Annotated in this window: 20 protein-coding genes and 1 riboswitch; of the genes, 9 read left to right on the top strand and 11 right to left on the bottom strand. The window is 71.6% G+C overall.

Annotated elements, in window-relative coordinates:
- The first annotated feature begins 14 nt into the window (after positions 1-14).
- Positions 15-770: a decaprenylphospho-beta-D-erythro-pentofuranosid-2-ulose 2-reductase gene (locus tag ABZ078_RS28480; protein WP_356579826.1), complete on the top strand. Its 756-nt coding sequence runs from the start codon at positions 15-17 to the stop codon at positions 768-770.
- Positions 771-1,300: 530 nt separating this feature from the next.
- Here the strand turns inward: ABZ078_RS28480 and ABZ078_RS28475 are convergent.
- Both ABZ078_RS28475 and trpS read right to left on the bottom strand, forming a co-directional pair.
- Complete coding sequence (locus ABZ078_RS28475; protein ID WP_356579824.1) at positions 1,301-1,915, bottom strand: 2'-5' RNA ligase family protein; 615 nt, start codon at positions 1,913-1,915, stop codon at positions 1,301-1,303.
- A gap of 217 nt (positions 1,916-2,132) precedes the next feature.
- Entirely contained in the window at positions 2,133-3,146 is a 1,014-nt protein-coding gene (gene trpS, locus ABZ078_RS28470; RefSeq protein ID WP_356579822.1) for a tryptophan--tRNA ligase, read from the bottom strand.
- Between the two features lie 131 nt (positions 3,147-3,277).
- On the opposite strand from trpS, the gene ABZ078_RS28465 reads away from it, so the two are divergent.
- The 4 genes from ABZ078_RS28465 (at position 3,278) to ABZ078_RS28450 (ending at position 6,714) form a co-directional block, all read left to right on the top strand.
- Positions 3,278-3,838 carry an RNA polymerase sigma factor gene (locus tag ABZ078_RS28465; protein ID WP_356579820.1) on the top strand — a complete coding sequence of 187 codons (561 nt, stop codon included), beginning with the start codon at positions 3,278-3,280 and terminating at the stop codon, positions 3,836-3,838.
- On the top strand, positions 3,831-4,826 hold the full coding sequence (locus ABZ078_RS28460; protein WP_356579819.1) for a hypothetical protein: 996 nt from the start codon (positions 3,831-3,833) through the stop codon (positions 4,824-4,826). Before ABZ078_RS28465 ends, ABZ078_RS28460 begins: the two co-directional genes overlap by 8 nt.
- Positions 4,827-5,248: 422 nt before the next feature.
- The gene (locus ABZ078_RS28455) at positions 5,249-5,866 is read left to right on the top strand and encodes a hypothetical protein (RefSeq protein WP_356579817.1); all 618 of its coding nucleotides are present in this window, start codon (positions 5,249-5,251) and stop codon (positions 5,864-5,866) included.
- 149 nt (positions 5,867-6,015) lie between these two features.
- A complete protein-coding gene (locus ABZ078_RS28450; RefSeq protein ID WP_356579815.1) occupies positions 6,016-6,714 on the top strand; it encodes a hypothetical protein in 699 nt (232 codons plus the stop codon).
- 23 nt (positions 6,715-6,737) lie between these two features.
- Here the strand turns inward: ABZ078_RS28450 and ABZ078_RS28445 are convergent, their stop codons facing one another.
- Positions 6,738-8,186 (bottom strand): glycine hydroxymethyltransferase, encoded by a 1,449-nt coding sequence (locus tag ABZ078_RS28445; RefSeq protein WP_356579813.1) that lies wholly within the window; start codon positions 8,184-8,186, stop codon positions 6,738-6,740.
- A 31-nt stretch (positions 8,187-8,217) separates the two neighbouring features.
- A riboswitch (ZMP/ZTP riboswitch) is annotated at positions 8,218-8,320 on the bottom strand.
- Between the two features lie 162 nt (positions 8,321-8,482).
- Between ABZ078_RS28445 and rocD the strand changes: the two genes are divergently transcribed.
- Entirely contained in the window at positions 8,483-9,697 is a 1,215-nt protein-coding gene (gene rocD / locus ABZ078_RS28440) for an ornithine--oxo-acid transaminase (RefSeq protein ID WP_356579811.1), read from the top strand.
- Positions 9,698-9,708: 11 nt separating this feature from the next.
- Here rocD and ABZ078_RS28435 read toward each other — a convergent pair whose 3' ends face one another.
- From ABZ078_RS28435 to ABZ078_RS28420, 4 genes are all read right to left on the bottom strand, one after another.
- Complete coding sequence (locus ABZ078_RS28435) at positions 9,709-10,581, bottom strand: alpha/beta hydrolase (protein WP_356579809.1); 873 nt, start codon at positions 10,579-10,581, stop codon at positions 9,709-9,711.
- A gap of 183 nt (positions 10,582-10,764) precedes the next feature.
- On the bottom strand, positions 10,765-11,949 hold the full coding sequence (locus tag ABZ078_RS28430; RefSeq protein WP_356579807.1) for a glutathionylspermidine synthase family protein: 1,185 nt from the start codon (positions 11,947-11,949) through the stop codon (positions 10,765-10,767).
- 12 nt (positions 11,950-11,961) lie between these two features.
- A complete protein-coding gene (locus ABZ078_RS28425) occupies positions 11,962-12,318 on the bottom strand; it encodes a hypothetical protein (protein WP_356579806.1) in 357 nt (118 codons plus the stop codon).
- 315 nt (positions 12,319-12,633) lie between these two features.
- Positions 12,634-14,115, bottom strand: coding sequence for a PLP-dependent aminotransferase family protein (locus ABZ078_RS28420; RefSeq protein ID WP_356579804.1), 1,482 nt, complete (start codon positions 14,113-14,115; stop codon positions 12,634-12,636).
- 47 nt (positions 14,116-14,162) lie between these two features.
- On the opposite strand from ABZ078_RS28420, the gene ABZ078_RS28415 reads away from it, so the two are divergent.
- Genes ABZ078_RS28415 through ABZ078_RS28405 form a run of 3 tightly spaced genes read left to right on the top strand, consistent with a single transcriptional unit; the run spans position 14,163 to position 15,855 of the window.
- Positions 14,163-14,672, top strand: a complete 510-nt coding sequence (locus ABZ078_RS28415; protein ID WP_356579803.1) for a carboxymuconolactone decarboxylase family protein — start codon at positions 14,163-14,165, stop codon at positions 14,670-14,672.
- On the top strand, positions 14,669-15,115 hold the full coding sequence (locus ABZ078_RS28410) for a carboxymuconolactone decarboxylase family protein (RefSeq protein WP_356579802.1): 447 nt from the start codon (positions 14,669-14,671) through the stop codon (positions 15,113-15,115). Before ABZ078_RS28415 ends, ABZ078_RS28410 begins: the two co-directional genes overlap by 4 nt.
- Before the next feature lie 2 nt (positions 15,116-15,117).
- Positions 15,118-15,855 carry an isocitrate lyase/phosphoenolpyruvate mutase family protein gene (locus ABZ078_RS28405; protein WP_356579800.1) on the top strand — a complete coding sequence of 246 codons (738 nt, stop codon included), beginning with the start codon at positions 15,118-15,120 and terminating at the stop codon, positions 15,853-15,855.
- Between the two features lie 3 nt (positions 15,856-15,858).
- On the opposite strand, the gene ABZ078_RS28400 is transcribed toward ABZ078_RS28405, so the two are convergent.
- From ABZ078_RS28400 to ABZ078_RS28385, 4 genes are read right to left on the bottom strand one after another with little or no spacing between them, the layout of a single operon-like run.
- Positions 15,859-16,815 (bottom strand): ABC transporter substrate-binding protein, encoded by a 957-nt coding sequence (locus tag ABZ078_RS28400; RefSeq protein WP_356579799.1) that lies wholly within the window; start codon positions 16,813-16,815, stop codon positions 15,859-15,861.
- 1 nt (position 16,816) lies between these two features.
- Positions 16,817-18,766 carry an ABC transporter permease subunit gene (locus ABZ078_RS28395; RefSeq protein WP_356579797.1) on the bottom strand — a complete coding sequence of 650 codons (1,950 nt, stop codon included), beginning with the start codon at positions 18,764-18,766 and terminating at the stop codon, positions 16,817-16,819.
- Positions 18,766-19,881: a glycine betaine/L-proline ABC transporter ATP-binding protein gene (locus ABZ078_RS28390; protein WP_356579795.1), complete on the bottom strand. Its 1,116-nt coding sequence runs from the start codon at positions 19,879-19,881 to the stop codon at positions 18,766-18,768. Before ABZ078_RS28390 ends, ABZ078_RS28395 begins: the two co-directional genes overlap by 1 nt.
- On the bottom strand, positions 19,881-21,410 hold the full coding sequence (locus ABZ078_RS28385; protein ID WP_356579794.1) for a GMC oxidoreductase: 1,530 nt from the start codon (positions 21,408-21,410) through the stop codon (positions 19,881-19,883). Before ABZ078_RS28385 ends, ABZ078_RS28390 begins: the two co-directional genes overlap by 1 nt.
- Between the last annotated feature and the right edge of the window lie 23 nt (positions 21,411-21,433).

Here is a 21,433-nt window from a genome sequence, read left to right as displayed (position 1 = left end):
CTCTAGGAGCTGTCGTGAAGGACGCCTTCGGCATCCCCCAGTCCCTGCTCGTCCTCGGCGGTACGTCCGAGATCGCGCTGGCCACCGCACGCCGCCTGATCGCCCGCCGCACCCGCACGGTCTGGCTGGCGGGCCGCCCGTCGCCCGCCCTGGAGCGGTCCGCGGCGGATCTGCGCGCCCTGGGAGCCGACGTGCACACCGTGGCCTTCGACGCGCTCGACCCCGAGTCGCACGAGACGGTGCTCGGCAAGGTGTTCGCCGAGGGCGACGTCGACATGGTGCTGCTCGCCTTCGGGGTCCTCGGCGACCAGGCGCGTGACGAGCGCGAGCCACTGAACGCGGTGCGCGTCGCGCAGACCAACTACACGGGCGCCGTGTCGGCGAGCCTGGTCAGCGCCGGTGCCCTCCAGTCCCAGGGGCACGGCTCGCTCGTCGTCCTGTCCTCCGTCGCCGGCGAACGGGCCCGCCGCGCCAACTTCATCTACGGCTCCAGCAAGGCCGGCCTCGACGCCTTCGCCCAGGGCCTGGGCGACGCGCTGCACGGCACCGGCGTCCACGTCATGGTCGTACGCCCCGGGTTCGTACGCTCGAAGATGACCGCCGGCCTGGAGGAAACGCCCCTCGCGACCACCCCGGAGGCGGTCGCGACGGCGATCGAGCTGGGTCTGCGACGCCGCTCGGAGACGGTGTGGGTCCCGGGCGCCCTCAGGATGGTGATGTCGGCGCTGCGGCATGTGCCGCGTGGGCTGTTCCGACAGCTGCCGATCTGACCGACCCGAGGGCCGTACGGGGCGACCAGCACGCCGAAGCCTCGACCACCGTCGAAGGACGCCACGACGGCCTCGCCCCCGACGACGGAACCAGGCACAACGAGAACTTCGCAGGCGGGACTTCGTGCGCGCGAGGGACACAACCACGGCCCTCAGGAGCCCCGAGCGCCGCCGAAGGCCCGCCCGACGGATTCGCCCCGACGGCGGGCCAGGCGCGCGAACGGGCTCCTGGGCGCACCGACCTGGTAGTGGCGCCTCGCGCCGGATGCCGTGCCCGGCCGGCACATTGGCGAACTCCTCGGCATTCGGCCTGCGCGCGGTCTCGGCTCGCGTACGGGCCGGCAAAGGGCCACGCGCGCGTAGGGGCCGAAAGCGTCCACGAACCGACCCGCGCGTCACCTTCCCGGCGAACCAGGCCCCGGCTCGGGCACTGTCGGGCAGTCAGCCTCTGCTCGCGCACTGCCGCACGCATTGGCCGCTGGTCGCGTACCGCCGTGCGCATCGGCCTCCAGATCGCACCGGCCGGCGAATCAGCCCTGGTCCGCGGACTGTGGGCGAGTCAAGCCGTGGCTCGCGGGAATCGACCCGCGCTCGACATGACCCGCCTGGGACGGCACCACCGCGCCCCCGAAGGCGAAGTCCCTCAGCTTGCGCCACACGCCGTCGGTGCCCTGTTCGTAGAGGGCGAAGCCGGTGCAGGGCCACTTGGCCTCGTAGTCGGCGAGTTCCTCGAAGGCGCGGTCCATCGACGCGTCGTCGATGCCGTGCGCGACCGTGACATGCGGGTGGTACGGGAACTGCAGCTCGCGCGCCACCGGCCCGGAGGCGTCGCGGACCTGCTTCTGCAACCAGGCGCAGGCCTCCGCGCCCTCGACGACCTGGACGAAGACGACCGGCGACAGGGGCCGGAAAGTACCCGTACCGGACAGCCGCATCGGGAACGGACGACCGGCGGCCGCGACCTCGACGAGATGCGCCTCGATCGCGGGCAGCAACGAGGCATCGACCTCTGTCGGCGGCAGGAGCGTGACATGCGTGGGGATACCGTGAGCCGCGGCGTCGCCGAAGCCCGCGCGCCGCTCCTGGAGCAGGCTGCCGTGAGGCTCCGGGACCGCGATCGACACGCCGATCGTTACGGTCCCCACGTCGTCTCCTGTCGTCTGTCGGTGAGCTCTCTGTCACGAGGAGCTCGTCCTGTTGTAGAGCTCATGCCCGGTCGGTGAGCATGAGCGGCCGCCGATACGGCCACTCGGCTATCGACTGTACGGCCACGGCTGTGCCGCGGGCAGGCGCAACCGTAGTGATGTGCAGCGCTGTGCGGTGGTACGGCGGTGTGCCGGCCGCCGCCCGCCGTGGCGGGGCTCAGTGCTTGGCGGGCAGGAAGCCCACCCTGTCGTACGCCTGGGAGAGCGTCTCCGCGGCGACGGCGCGCGCCTTCTCCGCACCCTTGGCCAGGATCGAGTCCAGCGTCTCCGGGTCGTCCAGATACTGCTGGGTGCGCTCCCGGAAGGGCGTCACGAACTCGACCATGACCTCGGCGAGGTCCGTCTTGAGCGCACCGTAGCCCTTGCCGTCGTACTGCTGCTCCAGTTCCGCGATTCCCGTCCCCGTGAGGGTCGAGTAGATCGTGAGCAGGTTGCTGACGCCCGGCTTGTTCACGACGTCGTAGCGGATGACCGTCTCGGTGTCGGTGACCGCGCTCTTGACCTTCTTGGCGGTGGCCTTGGGCTCGTCGAGCAGGTTGATGAGGCCCTTCGGCGTGGACGCCGACTTGCTCATCTTGATCGCCGGGTCCTGAAGGTCGTAGATCTTCGCCGTCTCCTTGAGGATGTACGGCTTCGGGACGGTGAAGGTCTGGCCGAAGCGGCCGTTGAAGCGCTCGGCGAGGTCGCGGGTGAGCTCGATGTGCTGGCGCTGGTCCTCGCCGACCGGGACCTCGTGGGCCTGGTACAGCAGGATGTCCGCGACCTGCAGGATCGGGTACGTGAACAGGCCGACCGACGCCCGGTCGGCGCCCTGCTTGGCGGACTTGTCCTTGAACTGGGTCATGCGGGACGCCTCGCCGAAGCCGGTGAGGCAGTTCATGACCCAGGCGAGCTGGGCGTGCTCGGGGACGTGGCTCTGGACGAACAGCGTGCAGCGCTCGGGGTCGAGTCCGGCCGCGAGGAGCTGGGCGGCGGCCAGCCGGGTGTTGGCGCGCAGGTCCGCCGGGTCCTGCGGGAGCGTGATCGCGTGCAGGTCGACGACCATGTAGAACGCGTCGTGGGTCTCCTGCAGAGCCACCCACTGGCGGACGGCGCCGAGGTAGTTGCCGAGGTGGAACGAGCCTGCGGTGGGCTGGATTCCGGAGAGCACGCGGGGTCGATCAGAGGCCATGCTCACCATTCTCTCAGGTCCCGGGGCCCGGCCCGGAACTGGTCGGAAACAGGTGGGAACCGATCCGCCTCCAGCGGTGTAACAAAGGTGTGAGAACGCGGGAGGGGGGCCGCATCGTCGATGAGGCCGCGGTGATCGCACGCGTACGCGCCGGGGAGCCGGAGGCGTACGCGCAGCTGGTGCGGGCCCATACGGGCATCGCGCTCAGGGCGGCCGCGGCGCTCGGGGCGGGTGCGGACGCGGAGGACGTGGTGCAGCAGGCGTTCGTCAAGGCGTACTGCTCGCTGGGCCGGTTCAAGGACGGCGCGGCGTTCAAGCCATGGCTGCTGGCGATCGTCGCCAATGAGACGAGGAACACAGTGCGCACGGCGGCCCGCCAGCGCACCCTCGCCGGGCGTGAGGCGGCGTTCGCGCAGGCGGAGCCGCTGATACCGGAATCGGCCGACCCTGCGGTGGCCGCGCTGGAGATAGAGCGCCGGGCCGCGCTGCAGGCCGCCCTGGAGAAGCTGAGCGAGGAGCACCGCCTGGTCGTCACCTACCGCTATCTGCTGGAAATGGACGAGTGCGAGACGGCCCAGGCCCTGGGCTGGCCCCGGGGCACGGTGAAGTCCCGGCTGAACCGCGCGCTGCGGAAGCTGGAGCGCATGCTGCCGGATTTTCAGCCTCGGGAAGGGGGTGATGAGCATGAGTGACGGTCGGAAGCCGTACGACGGCGACGGGCAGGGGGCGTACGACGGCGAGGGGCAGGGGGCGTACGACGGCGAGGGGCGCCACGCGTACGAGCCTGACGGCGCCGAGGGTGGCGCAGGCGCCGGTGATCGCGATCGGCGTTCGCACGCGGCTCGGCTGCCCCAGGAGCTGCGTGCGCTCGGGCGTTCGCTGGACGCGGCGGGTGGGGCGGACGGCGCCGAGACGATGGTCGAGCGGGTGCTGGGGCAGATACTCGCCGAGCAGGTGCCGGTTCCGGTCGCTGAGCCGCCGGGTGCGGCCGAGCGGCTGCGGGCCGTGCGGCACTGGACGCGGGCGCGATGGCGCTCGCTGACCGCGGCCCTGTGCGGCCTGCTGACGGTGCTGGTGCTCACGCCTCCGGTGCGGGCGGCGGTCTTCGACTGGTTCGACTTCGCCGGGGTCGAGGTGCGGTACGACCCGTCGGCGGTGCCGTCGCCCGGTGCCGGGGTCCCCGGCTGTGGCCGCTCGGTGTCGTTGGCGCAGGCCGAGCGCCGGGCCGGGTTCGAGCCGCTGGTGCCCGAGGGACTCGGCATGCCGGACTCCGTCGCGGTGACCGATGAGTCCCAGGGACGGTTCCTGGTCAGCCTTTGCTGGCGCGAGGGCGGGCGCACGATACGGCTGGAGGAGCGTCGCGCGCGCCTGGACCTCGGCTTCGCCAAGACCGTGCGTGATGTGCCGGAATGGATCTCGCTGGGCGCTGACACCGCGCACGGCACCATGTCCGACCCGGCCCTGTGGTTTCGCCGACCGCACCTGCTGACCTTCTGGCTGGTGGACGCCGACGGCGAACGCTACACACGCGAGAAGCGCACAGCCGGACCGACGTTGCTGTGGACCCACGGGGGCGGCGGCGAGGCCGTGACGCTGCGGCTGGAAGGAGTGGCCGCGAAGGAGCGGGCGGTGGAGATCGCGCGGTCTCTCGGGGGGTCGTCCGAGGAGTCCCCGGAGTAGGTGCCGCGGGAAAGCCTCGGGATAGCTGCTGCGGCAAAGTCTCGCGCATAGGTGCTGCAGCGACGTCTCCGGGACAGGCGCTGCGGAGACCGGCATCGAGGAGCTCCCGAAATAGCGGGTTCAGGGTGGGAACCCAGGCGGGTCGGGCGGTGTACCAGAAGTGACAAGCGGCTCGGGGACGGGCCGCACGGGATCGCTCGGCTTTGGGGGTTCGGATGTGCGCACATGGGGTCGGCCGCTTGGGAGAGCGGCTGCGCCGACCGGGACAGGGGCTGGGGTGCTCGGGAGACCGGCCGCGCGGGCGCGGGTCCGGGTGGAGGGGCAGGTGTCGTGAACTGACGGCGCTGACAGGGGCGTTCGCGGCGGCGCTCGCCCTCCTGATGTGGAATGCGGCGCCCGCGTCGGCCGGAGGGTCGACGAGCGTGCTCCTGGTCTCACCGGAGAGCAGGAAGACGGCCTCGCTGTACTGCTCCGACAAGGAATACAGCGAGTTGGCGAAGCTGCTCGGCACCCCGGGCACGGGCACGCGTGACAAGCCGCCCGAGGCCGGCCTGACGGCAGCCCGTCAGATCAATGTGACCTGGATGCTCCATGACGTGACGCCCTGGCGCCTCGACCGGGTCTACCCGGTCGACGACGGGGAGGCCGTCTGGATACACACGGCGGCGAACCTGGACAGGACGACGAACGGCACCTGGCACCGCGCCGACCATCCGTCCGAGCTGCGCGCTCTGCTCAAGAAGCTGGACCTGATGGGCATGGCCCCGGCTGGAGGAAGCACTGCGATCTTCCCGCCGGCCTGGGAGACGTCCGGGACGGACGAGGGTGCCGAGAACGCTGCCGACGCCGCGGAGACGGCGACCGAGGCGGGCCCGGCCCGGTCGTCCGGGTCGGATGCCAGCACCGGCTGGTGGTGGGCACTGCCGGGCGCGGCGGCGGGAGCGGTTCTGGCGCTGGTACTGCGCCCCTTTGCCGCGCGGCTGCCACTGGACCGCCTGCGGGGCGAGCCAGGGCCGAGGCAAGAGCTGCGCGACGTATGAGAACCGGCCGCAGCAGGGACAGCGCCGTCCGGCACGCCGGAGGAAGGCAGCGACATTGGGGTCTGAGGGGGCTTGTGAGACGTGGAGGGGGACTGATGAGGGCACGAGGGCGAGACCGATGGCGGAACGGAGGCGGAAGGGTGCGGCTCATGGTGCTCGTGCTCATACCGGTGTCGGCCGCGCTGGTCCTGTGCGGGCCGGCGACCACCGCGGCGGCCCGGCCGACGCAGGGCGATGACGTCCCCGACGTGGCGATGGTGCTCGCGGGCGGCACCGGCCGGACGACGGCGTTGCGCTCCGGCGAATCCGCCTTCGCCCGCCTGTGGCAACTGTTGCAGCCGACGTACGTCGGGACGGAGCGGGTGTCGGAGGACTGGGTCGAGGGGCGTCATCCGCCGATGCGGATCACGGTGGTCTGGGGCCTGACCGGAGTCGGCGGCTGGCCGCAGACGAATCAGCCTCCCGGCGGGGACGTGGCCGTCCACCGGCAGGACCAGTTGTTCGTGACCGAGGACGGCACACCCTGGGTGCGTTCGGATCTCGCGCCGGAAGTGGAGGACGACGACATCCGGTGGCATCGAGCGCCGCGCACCGTCTTCGAGCGCCTCGATCTGGCGGAGCTGCTGGGCGAGACGGAGGGCGGGACCGTCTTGGCGGCTGACGCCGGGGATCGGGCCGGCTGGGTAACGGATGGTGCCGGGTGGGCGGTGCCGGGGCTGGCCGGGCTGGCCGTCGGGGTGGCGACCGGGGTCGGCGGCACGCTGCTGATACGCCGCGCGGCGGCCCAGCCGGGAGCCGGACCGCCGCGGGAGGAGCCACGCCATGAGTTGATCGACCTGGACCTGTGAGGCCCGGGAGATCGCGGTGGCCGTCAGCCCAGGTCGACCTCCGGGTACAGCGGGAAGCCTGCCACGAGGTCGGTGGCGCGATGCGAGATCTCGTCGGCGATCTTCGGGTCGAGCACGTGCTGGGCCTTGGAGGGGGCGCCCTTGCTGGTGGTGCCCGGCTCGGTGGTGGTGAGGACGCGGTCGATGAGGGCGGCGACCTCGTCCATCTCGGCGGTGCCCAGGCCACGGGTGGTCAGGGCGGGGGTGCCGATGCGGATGCCGGAGGTGTACCAGGCGCCGTTGGGGTCGGCCGGGATGGCGTTGCGGTTGGTGACGATGCCGGACTCAAGGAGCGCGGCCTCGGCCTGGCGGCCGGTGAGGCCATAGGAGGAGGCGACGTCGATCAGGTTCAGGTGGTTGTCCGTGCCGCCGGTCACCAGGGTCGCGCCCCGGCGCATGAGGCCCTCGGCCAGCGCCCGGGAGTTGTCGACGATGCGCTGGGCGTAGTCGCGGAAGGACTCCTGGCGGGCCTCGGCCAGGGCGACGGCCTTGGCGGCCATGACGTGCGGCAGCGGGCCACCGAGGACCATCGGGCAGCCGCGGTCGACCTGGTCCTTGAGGGAGTCGTCGCACAGGACCATGCCGCCGCGCGGACCGCGCAGTGACTTGTGGGTGGTCGTGGTGACGATCTGGGCGTGCGGGACCGGGTCGAAGTCGCCGGTGAGGACCTTGCCGGCGACGAGACCGGCGAAGTGGGCCATGTCGACCATGAGCGTGGCGCCGACCTCGTCGGCGATCTCGCGCATGATCCGGAAGTTCACGAGACGGGGGTAGGCGGAGTAGCCGGCGACGATGATCAGCGGCTTGAACTCGCGGGCGGAGACGCGCAGGGCGTCGTAGTCGATCAGCCCGGTGGCGGGGTCGGTGCCGTAGGAGCGCTGGTCGAACATCTTGCCGGAGATGTTCGGGCGGAAGCCGTGGGTGAGGTGGCCGCCGGCGTCCAGGGACATGCCGAGCATGCGCTGGTTGCCGAAGGCGCGGCGCAGTTCCGCCCAGTCGGCCTCGGAGAGGTCGTTGACCTGGCGGACGCCGGCCTTCTCCAGGGCGGGGGTCTCGACGCGGGCGGCGAGGACGGCCCAGAAGGCGACGAGGTTGGCGTCGATGCCGGAGTGGGGCTGGACGTAGGCGTGGCGGGCGCCGAAGAGTTCGCGGGCGTGTTCTGCGGCGAGGGACTCGACGGTGTCGACGTTGCGGCAGCCGGCGTAGAAGCGGCGGCCGACGGTGCCCTCGGCGTACTTGTCGCTGAACCAGTTGCCCATCGCCAGGAGGGTGGCCGGGGAGGCGTAGTTCTCGGAGGCGATCAGCTTGAGCATCTCGCGCTGGTCGGCGACCTCCTGGCCGATGGCGTCGGCCACGCGCGGCTCGACGGCGCGGATCACGTCGAGGGCGGAACGGAAGGCGGTGGACTCGGTGGAGAGGGGCTCGGCTGACATGGGGACCTCCGGACGTCGTGTGCAGCGTTCACGGTACGGCCCAGGCGCACGGCACTCGGTGCTGGACGATCAGGTCCAGTGGGCCGCTCCCCGATGGTCGGTCCCATCCCAGCGCGCCAGTCACGGCCCGTCGATCAGACTACCGGGCGCGCCGATGGGACATGGTCCCGCGTCCACCATGCGAGCAACGGTAGGAAGGGGCCGAAAAGCACTCGACCAGCCAGAAACGGACAGTGGCCACGAGTCTCGTGACGGTCGCGGCACGGGACCTCGTGGTGGCGGAAACGGAGAGCCCCGTGAGTACGTCGAGCACCACCGAATCCCTGATCGCCACCGCCGACGCGCACAGTGCGCACACGTATCACCCGTTGCCGGTCGTGGTGGCGACCGCGGACGGGGCCTGGATGACGGATGTGGAGGGGCGGCGGTATCTGGATCTGCTGGCCGGGTACTCGGCGCTCAATTTCGGGCACTGCAACCGGCGGATCCTCGACGCGGCGAAGGCGCAGTTGGAGCGGGTGACGCTGACCTCGCGGGCGTTCCATCACGACCGGTTCGCCACCTTCTGCGAGCAGCTCGCCGAGCTGTGCGGGATGGAGATGGTGCTGCCGATGAGCACGGGGGCGGAGGCGGTGGAGACGGCGGTGAAGACCGCCCGGAAGTGGGGGTACCGGGTCAAGGGCGTGCCGGCGGAGATGGCGAAGATCGTGGTCGCCGCGAACAACTTCCACGGGCGTACGACGACGATCATCAGCTTCTCCACCGACCCGGAGGCGCGGGCGGACTTCGGGCCGTACACGCCGGGATTCGAGATCGTGCCGTACGGGGATCTGACGGCGATGCGGTCGGCGCTGACGGAGAACACGGTCGCCGTGCTGCTGGAGCCGATCCAGGGAGAGGCCGGCGTCCTGGTGCCCCCGGACGGGTACCTCCCGGCCGTCCGGCAACTGACGCGGGAGCGAAACGTGCTGTTCGTGGCGGACGAGATCCAGTCGGGGTTGGGGCGGACGGGGCGGACCTTCGCGTGCGAGCACGAGGGGGTGGTGCCGGATGTGTATGTGCTCGGGAAGGCGCTCGGGGGCGGGGTCGTGCCGGTGTCGGCGGTGGTGTCGTCGGCCGATGTGCTCGGGGTGTTCCGGCCGGGGGAGCACGGGTCGACGTTCGGCGGGAACCCACTGGCCTGTGCGGTGGCGCTGGAGGTGATCGCGATGCTGCGGACGGGCGAGTTCCAGGCACGGGCGGCGGAGCTCGGCGCGCATCTGCACCGGGAGCTGGGGGCGTTGGCCGGGACGGGTCGGGTGACGGCGGTGCGCGGGCGCGGGCTGTGGGCTGGGGTCGACATCGCACGGGCGCTCGGCACGGGGCGGGAGGTGTCCGAGAAGCTGATGGACCGGGGTGTGCTGGTGAAGGACGCCCATGGGGCGACGATCCGGATCGCGCCGCCCTTGGTGATCGGAAAGGAGGATCTGGACTGGGGGCTCGCCCAGTTGCGGGGTGTGCTCGGGGTGTGAGACGGCTCGCCTCAGTGGTGCGCCGTGTGGTCGAGGATCTCGGTGGCGAGCGGCTTGTGGATCTCGGGTGGGAGGGCGTGGGCCATGCCGGGGATCTCGGCGAGGCGGGCGCCGCGGATGGTCTGGGTGAGGTGGTGGGCGTGCGGGACGGGGTAGACCGGTTCGGCGGGGGCCGAGATGACGAGGGTGGGGACCTCGGTGCGGGCGAGTTGTTCGGTGCGGAGCATGCCCGAGGTGTCCGCGCGGGCGTGGGCGTCGCCGGGCGTGTGGTGACCGGTGTGGGCGATGATCTTCCGTTCCAGGGCGCGGAAGTAGGCTGCGTCGAAGGGAAGTCGGTCGCCGGCCAGCGCCCGCCAGTGTTCCGTCCGTCGGTCCAGTTCCGCTTCCGGGCCCTCGTCCGTCCACGGCCGGGACCACAGTTCCATGACCTGGGGGTCCGGGCCGGGCAGTTCCTCCGGTGGGGTGCGCGTGCCGTCCGGGTGGACGTACGGGGTGTCGCTGAGGGCGCCTGTGCCGACCAGGGTCGCGCTCAGCAGGCGGTCGGGGTGGTCGGCGATCAGGAGCTGGGTGAGCATGCCGCCCAGCGACATGCCGACGACGTGGGCGCGCGCGACGCCGAGTCCGTCCAGGACCGCGAGGGCGTCGTCCGCGAGTGTCGTAAGGGGGTAGGGCTGCTCGTCGTAGGCCCACGTGGAGCGGCCGGTGTCCCGGTGGTCGTAGCGGATCACCCGGTGCTGGGCGGCGAGCAGGGCGACGAGTTCGTCCGGCCAGCCGAGGCCGGGGGCCAGGGCGCCCATGATCAGCAGGAGTGGGGGCGCGTCGGGGGCGCCGTGGTCCTCGGCCCAGAGGCGGATGCCGGGTGCGGCGTCGATGAAGTGGTCCATGAGGCTCCCTTTGACTGGCCGAGCAATGTGAGACGAGACGTATCGTATCGCTTCGCGAGCAGGCAGGGCACATGGTTTTCGGCCCAGAAGATTTCGGCCCCGCGACGCGGATTTGGAGGAGACGGGAGTCTGGGGAGGTGCGCTCAGGACAAGATGCGTTGCCCGAGGCGGGCGGCAGCGGCGCTACAGGATCACATGGGGCAGGAAGCGTGCGTACTCGTCCGTGATCAGGTCGGACGACTCACGGATGCCGAGGCCCGCCGCCTCGCCCTCGACGACCCACGCGCCGAGGACGACGTGATTGCCGTCGAAGGCGGGCAGGGGGGCCAACTGCTGGTAGCAGCAGGGCTCGTCGCGTACGACGGGGTCGGCGCCCCGCTCGTGCACGGTCACCCCAGCGCCCTCCCGGCCCAGCAGTGGCTTGGCGACGTAGCCGGTCGTGCTTGCCAATTCCCTTGGCCCGTCGAGGTAGCTGGGCAGGAGGTTCGGGTGGTCCGGGTAGAGCTCCCAGAGGATGGCGAGGAGGGCCTTGTTGCTGAGAAGCATCTTCCAGGCGGGCTCGATCCACAGGGTCGTGCCGGTGCCGCCGCCGTTGTCGAGGGTGTCGAGGACGTGGCGGGCGAAGCGGTCGGTGGTGAGCCACTCCCAGGGGTAGAGCTTGAAGCAACTGCGGATGAACTGGAGCCGGGTGTCGACGAAGCGGCCCGAGAGGCGGTCCCAGCCGATCTCCTCCATGGAGATCCAGCCGGTGTCCAGGCCAGCCTGCTCCGCGGTCTCCTTCAGGTAGGCGACGGTCATCATGTCCTCGCCGAGTTCGTCGGCGGAGGAGTACGCGAAGTAGAGGGGGCCGCCGGGCGGGAGCAGGGCGGACTGCTTCTTCCAGGCGGCGACGAGGCGTTCGTGGAGGGAGTTCCACTGGTCGGCGCCGGGGAAGCGTTCCTCCATCCAGAACCACTGGGGCGAGGCGGCCTCGACCAGGGAGGTGGGGGTGTCGGCGTTGTACTCCAGGAGCTTGGCCGGGCCGGTCCCGTCGTAGCGGAGGTCGAAGCGGCCGTAGACGGAGGGGAGTTCGGCGCGGCGGCGCCAGGCGTCGGCGACCGCGTCCGCGACGCGCGGGTCGGTGATGCCGAGGTCGGCGAAGCGATTCCGCGCGACGATGTGCTCGGCTGCCGCCAGGCACATGCCGTGGAGTTCTTCGACGACCTCCTCCAGCGCCTCGACCTCCGGCAGGGAGAAGACGTAGTGGGCGCTCTCGTCCCAGTACGGACGCAGGGAGTTGTCGGGGTAGCGGGTGAGGGGGTAGATGAGCCCCTGCTCCTCGACGGTCTGCTGCCAGCCGGGGCGGGGGTCGATCGTGCGGCGCTCCATCTGCGGGTCCGCTCAGCCGCCGCCGCTGCCCGAGCCCGAGCAGCCGAAGCCGCCTCGGTCGACGGCCTCGCCACGGCTGAAGGTGCCGTAGTCGGCGCGGCCGGCGGAGACGTCGGCGTCGTAGTACCAGGCGGCGTCGGAACCGGTGGACCTCGTCTTCTTGCCGCCCCTGGCGGACGACGAGCTCGAACCGGAGCCGGACTTGCAGTTCTTGTCCGCGATGACCTTGTAGCCCTCGTAGGTGTAGCTGTCGCGGTCGACGCAGCGGCGGTCGGGTTCCGAACCGCAGGAGGTCAGAGCCGCCGCTATGACTCCCATACCGCCGAGTACGACCGTGCTCGAGCGCAGCCTGCGTCGCGTTTCCGCCATGTGTGTCTCCCCCGATGATCCGGTTGGCGTTCGGCGGACAGCCTAAAGACCGCTGAACGCAGCCTCGCAGGGACCCCCGTCGGCACCCTCACACCTGCAGTCGCTTCGTACGCTTTGGAATGATCTACGCCCTTGGTGCGGCGGTCTGCTTCGGCACGGCCACCATCCTTCAGGCGATGGCCGCGCGGACGGCGAGCGCGCGGGGCGGTCGGGGAGGCGCCGGCGGACGCGCCGCAGGACAGTCAGCGGGACAGTCCGCAGGACAGGTCACCGCGCACCGGGTTCCTCGGTTCCTCGCCCACTCCCTCCCGGACGTCACGGCAACACCCGGCACAGCGCTTCCAGCACCCCCGCCCAGGCATGATCCGCCGGTGTCCCGTAGCCCACGACCAGGGCGTCCGGGGGTTCCGTCGTGGCGGCCTCGTGGCGGAAGAACGTCAGGCCGTGCAGGGCGAGGCCCTGCCAGGTCGCCGCCTGGACCACGGACTGTTCCGTGCCGGGTGGCAGGCGCAGGAGGACGTGGAGGCCGGCCGCGATGCCGGTGACCTCGAGGTGCGGGGCCTGGGCGGCCAGCGCCCGCACGAGGGCGTCCCGGCGGCGCCGGTAACGCAGTCGGGCGGCGCGGACATGGCGGTCGTAGGCGCCGGACGTGAGGAACTCCGCCAGGGTCAACTGGTCCAGGGCGCCACAGGTGTCCACGCCGCCCTTCGCCGCCGTCACCTCCTCCACCAGTGCCGGCGGCAGCACCATCCAGGCCAGACGCAGGCCGGGGGCGAGGGACTTGCTGGCGGTGCCCAGGTAGACGACGTGGTCGGGGTCCAGGCCCTGGAGCGCGCCGACGGGCTGGCGGTCGTAGCGGAACTCGCCGTCGTAGTCGTCCTCCAGGACCAGGCCGCCGGTGCGGCGTGCCCAGTCCACCACCGTCGCCCGGCGGTCGCGGTGCAGGGGCACGCCCATGGGGAACTGGTGGGCGGGGGTGAGGAGGACGGCCCCCTCATGGGTCAGCGCCGCCGGATCCGTGCCGAGTTCGTCGAAGGGCAGCGGGGTGGTGGACAGACCGGCCGCCGTCAGCTGCTTCCAGTGCGGGGGCAGGCCGTACGACTCCACCGCCACCGTGTCCGCGCCGCGTGCCCGCAGCACCCTGCCGAGCAGGTGCAGACCGTGCGTGAATCCCGCGCACAGGACGATGCGTTCGGGGTCGGCGCGCACGCCCCGCGCGCGGGAGAGGTAGCCGGCGAGGGCGGCGCGCAGTTCGGGGCGGCCGCGCGGGTCGCCGTAGCCGAGGGCCTGGTGCGGGGCGGCGAGGAAGGCGCGGCGTGCCGCCTTGAGCCACTCGATGCGGGGGAAGGCGGAGAGGTCAGGGGTGCCGGGGACCAGGTCGTAGACGGGGCGGGGGCGTTCCCGACGGGGTGGGGCGGGGACGCGGGTGGGAGCGGGGGCGGGGACGCGGTGGGGCGGGGTGGTTCGGGGCTGGGCGGTGGCCTGGGGCTGGGCGGTGCGGCCGGGCTCGGCGGTGGCGATCGGCGGGATCACCGTGCGGTCGGCCACCCGGGTGGCCGAGCCCTGGCGGGCGGTGAGCCAGCCCTCGGCGACCAGGTCGGCGTAGGCCTCGGCGACCGTGTTGCGGGCGATGCCGAGGTCGACGGCGAGGGAGCGGGAGGAGGGGAGGCGGGTGCCGGGGGCGAGGCGGCCGGAGCGGACCGCGTCGCGCAGGGCGTCGGTCAGGCCCCGGCGCAGGCCCGGACCCGCCGGTTCCAAATGGAGGTCGATGCCCAAAGTGGCCCAATGTTTCGCCATGGAAGTGGACCATACTCCTGGGCTGCTTCGCTCCTAGGGTCGAGAACATGACGACCACCGAAGAGATCACGACGACCGCGGAGTACGCCCCCGAACAACCGGCCCGGCTGCCCTGGGCCCAGCTCGCCCCCGACGTGTACAAGGCGATGATCCGTCTCGACACGGCCGCCAAGAAGGGCCTCGACCACCGGCTGTACGAGCTGGTGAAGATCCGCGCCTCGCAGATCAACCACTGCGCCCTCTGCGTCGACATGCACAGCAAGGACGCGCTCGCCGCGGGTGAGAGCGTCGAGCGGATCATCCAGCTCAGCGCCTGGGACGAGTCGCGGCACTTCTACACCGAGAAGGAACTCGCGGCGCTGGAGCTGACCGAGGCGGTGACCGTCCTGACGGACGGCTTCGTGCCCGACGAGGTGTACGCCAAGGCCGCCGAGCACTTCGAGGAGGCCGAGCTGGCGCAGTTGATCTCCGCGATCGCCGTGATCAACGCGTGGAACCGGTTCGGAGTGACCTTCCGCATGGCCCCGGGGCACTACGAGCCGGGACAGCACGGGTGACGGTGCGGACCCGGCTCCTCGACCGGGCGGTCGGGCAGGCCATGTCCACGCTCAGCGCGACCGCCAAGAAGGGCCTCGGCGACCCCGCCCTCGCCGAGCTCGTGGTGATCCGGGCCTCGCAGCTCAACCACTGCGCGTTCTGCCTGGACATGCATCTCACCCTCGCCAGGAAGTACGGCGTGAGCGAGCGGCAGCTCGACCTGCTGGCCGCCTGGGAGGAGGCCGAGGACGTCTTCAGCGAGCGGGAACGGGCCGCGCTCGCGCTGACCGAGGCGGTCACCGTCCTCACCGACGGGTTCGTGCCCGACGAGGTGTACGAGCGTGCCGCCGCGCACTTCGACGAGACCCGGCTCGCCCATCTCGTCGCGCTGATCGTCGCCATCAACAACTGGAACCGGGTGATGGTCACCCGGCGCATTCCACCAGGGGGCTACACACCGTGACCATGACCAAGGTCGAAGCCTTCGGCGCCCTGCACCGGCGCCAGGCACCCGGCGACCCGCTCGTCCTGCCCGGCCCGTGGGACGCCGCCAGTGCCCGTGTCTTCGTCGAGGCCGGGTTCCCGGCGCTCGCCACGCCCAGCGCGGGGGTCGCCGCCTCCCTCGGTTACGAGGACGGGCGGACCCCGGCCGAGGAGATGTTCGCGGCGGTCGCCCGGATCGTCCGGGCGGTCGACGTGCCGGTGTCGGCGGACATCGAGGGCGGGTACGGGCTGGCGCCGAAGGAACTGGTGGAGCGGCTGCTGGAGACGGGCGCCGTGGGCTGCAACCTCGAGGACTCCGAAGAGGGCGCCCTCAAGGACCCGCGACAGCACGCGGACTGGCTCGCCGAGGTACGGCACGCAGCCGCCGACCGGCTGTTCGTCAACGCCCGGATCGACACCTTCGTCCGGGAGGGCGGCGGCGCCGACCCCAAGCAGGCCGCCGAACGGGCCATCGAGCGGGCCGCGCTGTACGTCGCCGCGGGCGCCGACTGCGTGTATCCGATCGGCGCCCCCACCGACGTACTGCCGCTGCTGCGGTCCGGCATCCAGGGGCCGATCAATGTGCACGGCACGCCGACCGGCGGCCCCTCGCCCACCGAACTCGGTGAACTCGGGGCCACCCGCGTGACGTTCGGGCCGGGACTCCAGCGCGCGGCCGCTCAGGCGCTGCGCGAGATCGCGGCCGGCCTCACGAAGTGACCGTCAGGACAGCCACGCCTTCCACGTGGACTCGTGGCTGTCCACCCACTTCTTCGCCGCCTCCTCGGGCGACAGCTTCTGCTCGGCGATCATCAGGGAGACCTCGTTCTGGTCCTCGGTCGTCCACTTGAACTTCTTCAGCAGGGCGGCCGCCTCACCGCCGCCCTTCGCGAAGTCCGCGTTGAGGTACTTCTGCAGCGGGGTGTGCGGATAGGCGCAGGCGACCTTCTCCGGGTCCGCGTCGCAGCCCTCCTTGTACGCCGGCAGCTTCACCTCGGTCATCGGGACCTTCTCGAACAACCACTGCGGCTCGTACCAGTACGTCAGGAAGGGCTTCTTCTCCTTGGCGAACTGCTTGATCTGCGTGATCTGCGCGGCCTCCGAACCGGCGAACACCACCTGGTAGTTCAGGTCCAGGTTCTTCACCAGGGCCTTGTCGTTGGTGACGTAGGAGGGCGAGCCGTCCATGAGCTGGCCCTTGCCGCCGCTCTCCGCGGTGCGCAGCTGGTCGGCGTACTTGTTCAGGTTCTTCCAGTCGGTGACGTCCGGGTGCGCCTTGGCGAAGTACGTCGGGACGAACCAGCCGATGTGCCCGGTGACACCGAGGTCGCCGCCGTTCACGATCGTCTTCTTGTCCTTGACGTACCGCTGCTCCTCCTCCGGGTGCCCCCAGTCCTCCAGGATCGCGTCGACCCGGCCCTGGCTGAGCGCGTCCCAGGCGGGCACCTCGTCGATCTGGACGGTGTCGACGCGGTAGCCGAGCTCGTGCTCCAGCAGGTACTGGGCGACGGCCACGTTGGCCTGGGCGCCGACCCAGGACTGGACGGACAGGGTCACCGTCCTGGCGCCCTGCGCGTTGGCGAACGGCGACGCCTGCTTGGTCATGTCGGCGGCGCCGCAGCCGGTGAGCAGCAGCAGCGAGGACGCCCCGGCCACTACGGCAGTCGTACGAAGTCGCATGTCACGCTCCCTTCTTCGTGCGGCGCTGCGTGGGCTGGGTCACCCGGTCCAGCATCAGGCCGAGGCAGACGATCGCGGCGCCGGCCACCAGACCGGTCGCCAGGTCGCCCTGCGCGAGACCGAAGACGACGTCGTAGCCGAGCGCGCCACCGCCGACCAGGCCGCCGATGATGACGACGGCGAGGACCAGGACCACGCCCTGGTTGACGGCGAGCAGCAACGCCGGCCGGGCGAGCGGGAGCTGGACCTGGCGCAGTTGCTGCGCCGGGGTCGCGCCGAGCGAGCGGGACGATTCCAGGGCGGCCGGGTCGACCTGGCGCAGGCCCTGGGTGGTGATGCGGACGACGGCGGGCAGCGCGTAGACGACGGCCGCGGCGACCGCCGGGGCGCGGCCCACGCCGAACAGGGCGACGACCGGGATCAGGTACACGAACTGCGGCATCGTCTGGAAGACGTCCAGGACGGGACGCAGGAGGCGTTCGAAGCGGTCGCTGCGGGCCGCCGCGATGCCGGTGGCGAAGCCCAGGACGAGGGTGACGGCGACGGCCGCCAGCACCTGGGAGAGCGTGTCGAGCGACGGGCCCCACACGCCCAGGACACCGATCGCGGCCATGGCGAGCACGGCGGTCAGCGCGGTGCGCCAGGTGCCGATCAGCCAGGCGAGGGTGGCGACGATCAGCAGGAGCGACCACCAGGGCAGCCACTGCAGGCCGTCGCGCAGGGGGTTGAGGACCCAGGTGGTGAAGTGGGCCGCCCAGTCGGCGGTGCCGCCGATGACGGGGACGCCGGAGTAGAGGTGGGCGGTCATCCAGTCGACGGCGCGGTTGACCGGCTCGGCGATGTTCAGGGCCCAGGAGTCGGGCCAGTCGAGACGGCCCGCGAGACGTCCGGCGACGGCTACGGCCACGGCGCCGGCCAGGGTGTACACCCAGCGCGCCCGGCCGTTCGGCTGGGGCTCGTCGGCGAGGCCCTCCCCCGCCGCGCAGGTCACCCGGTCCAGGACGACGGCGAGCAGCACGATCGGGATGCCGGCCGCGAGCGCCGCGCCGACGTCGACCGAGGCCAGCGCCTGGTAGACGCGGTCACCGAGGCCGCCGGCGCCGATGACCGACGCGATGACCGCCATGGACAGCGCCATCATGATCGTCTGGTTGAGGCCGAGGAGCAGCTCCTTGCGGGCCAGCGGGATGCGGGCGGTCAGCAGGCGCTGCCGCGCGGTGGCGCCCAGCGACTCGACCGCCTCCAGCACCTCCTTGTCGGCGCCGCGCAGGCCGAGGGCGGTGAGGCGGGCCATCGGCGGGGCGGCGTAGACGACGGTGGCCAGCACGGCGGCGGGGACGCCCAGGCCGAAGACCAGCACGACGGGGAGGAGGTAGGCGTAGGCCGGGAGCACCTGCATGGTGTCCAGCACCGGGCGCAGGGCTCGGTCCATACGGTCGGACAGCCCGGCGGCGAGGCCCAGCAGCACGCCCACGACGACCGAGGCGAGGACCGCCACGACCATGAGCGCGAGGGTCTGCATGGTCGGGATCCACATGCCGAGGAACCCGCAGGCGAGGAACGCGAGGCCGGTACCTGCGGCGAGCCGCATGCCTGCGACGCGCCAGGCGATGAGGGAGGCGGCGGCGGTGACGCCGGCCCAGCCGGCGGCGAGCAGCACCAGGTACACGACGCGTACGCCGAGCACGATCGCGTTGCTGATGTGCCCGAAGAAGTAGAGGAACAGCGGGTGGCTGTCCCGGTTGTCGATGACCCAGTCGCTGGCCTTGCCGAGCGGCTCGGAGACGTCGACGGTCAGCGCGGCCGGCCAGCTGCCGCTGGCCCAGCGGGCGTCGGCCAGGGGCACGAGGATCGCCGCGGCGAGGGCGAGCAGCGCGAGCTTGCGCACCGCCGGGCGTTTGAGGACGCCGGGCAGGGCGAGCCGAGGGGCGGGAGCGGTGACGGTGGCCATCACGCCACCTCCTTGCTCTTTCCGGCCCCCGCCACGGCGCCCTGCTGCGTCCCCGCCACGACACCCAGGAGCTGTTCGTGGTCGACGACTCCCAGGCACCGTCCCTCGTCCACGACCCGGGCCGGGGCACCGGTGCGCGCCACCGCCTCGATCGCCTCGGACACCGTCGCGTCCGGCGCGAGAGCCGGGCCGTTGCCGGCCTCGTCCGCCGACGCGGGCCGCATGGCCGTACGCACGGTCATGACCTGTTCGCGCGGGACGTCGCGGACGAACTCGCGGACGTAGTCGTCGGCCGGGGAGCCGACGATGTCCTCGGGGGTGCCCAGCTGGACCACGCGGCCGTCCCGCATGAGCGCGATGCGGTCACCGAGCTTCAGGGCCTCGCTGAGGTCATGGGTGATGAAGACCATCGTGCGGCCCTCCTCGTGGTGCAGTCGGACGACCTCCTCCTGCATGTCCCGCCGGATCAGCGGGTCGAGCGCGCTGAACGGCTCGTCGAACAGCAGGACCTCGGGGTCCACCGCGAGCGCCCGCGCCAGGCCGACGCGCTGGCGCTGACCGCCGGAGAGCTGGCCCGGCCTGCGGTGCTCCATGCCTTCCAGGCCGACCTTGGCGACGACCTCGGCGGCCCGCTCACGGCGCTCCGCCTTGCCGACGCCCTGGATCTCCAGGCCGTAGGCCACGTTGTCCAGGACGGTGCGGTGCGGGAGCAGGCCGAAGTGCTGGAAGACCATCGCGGCGCGGTGGCGGCGCAGTTCGCGCAGCCGGGACCGGTCCATGGCGCGCACGTCCTCGCCGTCGATGGCGATGGTGCCCGCGGTCGGCTCGATCAGCCGGGTCAGGCAGCGCACCAGCGTGGACTTGCCGGAACCGGACAGGCCCATGACGACGAAGACCTCGCCCTTGCGGACGTCGAAGGAGACGTCTCTGACCGCCGCCGTGCAGCCGGTGCGGGCGCGCAGCTCGGCGGGGGCGAGCGCGGTCAGCTCCGGGTCGGCGGGGACCCGGTGTGCCTTGGGTCCGAAGACCTTCCACAGGCCCTCGACGGAGAAGACCGGCGTCTCGGTCGGGGGCTTGCGGGTCTCGGGCGTCGTGTTCTGAGGAGTCGTACTCATCACGCCTCACCTCCCATCAGATCCGCCGCCTTCTCCCCGACCATGAGGACCCCGATCATCGGGTTCACGGCCGTCATCGTCGGGAAGACGGAGGCGTCGGCGATTCGAATTCCGTCCAGGCCGCGGATCCGCAACTGCGGGTCCACCACGGCCAGTTCATCGTCGGCGGCCCCCATACGGCAGGTGCCCGCCGGGTGGTACACGGTGTGCGCGACCTTGCGGGCGTACTCGCTCAGCTCCTCGTCGCCCGTGACGTCGGGGCCGGGGCAGACCTCGCGCTTGAGCCAGCCGGCCAGCGGCTGCGTCTTCGCGATCTCACGGGCGATGCGGATGCCGTCGACGAGGGTGCGGCCGTCGTAGTCGTCCTCGTCGGTGAAGTAGCGGAAGTCGAGCGCGGGCTTCACGGACGGGTCGGCGCTGGTCAGGTACAGCCGGCCGCGGCTTTTCGGCTTGGGGATGTTCGGGGTCATCGAGACGCCGAACTCCGGGCGCTCGTAGCCCAGTCGCTCCGGGTTGTCCGTGAAGGGGATCTGGTAGAAGTGGAACATCAGGTCCGGGCCCTGCTGTTCGGGGTCGCGGCGGACGAACAGGCCCGCGTCGGAGTCCATCGCCGAGTTGTCGGGGATCGGGCCGTTCGTCTCCCAGACGATCACCGACTCGGGGTGGTCGAGCAGGTTCTCGCCGACGCCCGGCAGGTCGTGGACCACGGGTATGCCCAGCTCGGTGAGGTCCTCCTCGGGACCGATGCCGGAGTGCAGCAGCAGGCGGGGCGAGTCGACGGCGCCCGCGCACAGGACGACCTCGCGCCGGGCGCGGATCAGCAGTTCCTCGCCGTCCTTGGTGCGCACGTGCACGCCCTCGGCGCGGGTGCCGTTCAGCTCCAGCCGGTACGCCCAGGTCTCCAGCAGGAGGGTGAGGTTCTCGCGCTCGTCCATCACCGGGTGCAGATACGCCACCGACGCCGACGAGCGCTTGTTGTTCTCGGGGTGGTAGGCGAGGTCGAAGAAGCCGACGCCCTCGGTGAACGGCTGCTTGTTGAAGCCCTCGACACGCGGGACGCCGAGCGCGCCCTGGGCGGCGTCGACGAAGTCGCGGGCGATGGCGTTGCGGTCCTTGTCGTCGACCGGGACGATGTTGTTCTTCAGCCGGGCGTAGTACGCCTCCATCGGCACCGCGCCCCAGCCCTTGGCGCCGGCCGCCTCCCACTCGTCCCAGTCGGAGGGCAGCGGCTTGAAGGCGATCAGGGTGTTGTGGGAGGAGCAGCCGCCCAGGACGCGGGCGCGGCTGTGCCGGATGTGGGAGTTGCCGCGTGGCTGCTCGGTGGTGGGGTAGTCGTAGTCCAGCTCACCGCCGAGCAGGCCCATCCAGCGGCGCAGGGTCAGGACGTCGTCGCGGCCGACGTCGCTGGGGCCGCCCTCGATGACGGCGACGGTGACGTCCGGGTTCTCGGTGAGACGGGAGGCGATGACGGAGCCTGCGGTTCCGCCGCCTATGACGACGTAGTCGTAGACAGGGGTGTTCTCGGACATGTGGGGGTAACTCCAGGGGGCTT

Origin of the sequence: Streptomyces sp. NPDC006385 (genome assembly GCF_040612485.1) — a bacterium.
Classification (GTDB): domain Bacteria; phylum Actinomycetota; class Actinomycetes; order Streptomycetales; family Streptomycetaceae; genus Streptomyces.
The sequence above is the reverse complement of the archived record's forward strand: the minus strand, read 5'-3'. Positions and strand labels throughout refer to the sequence as shown.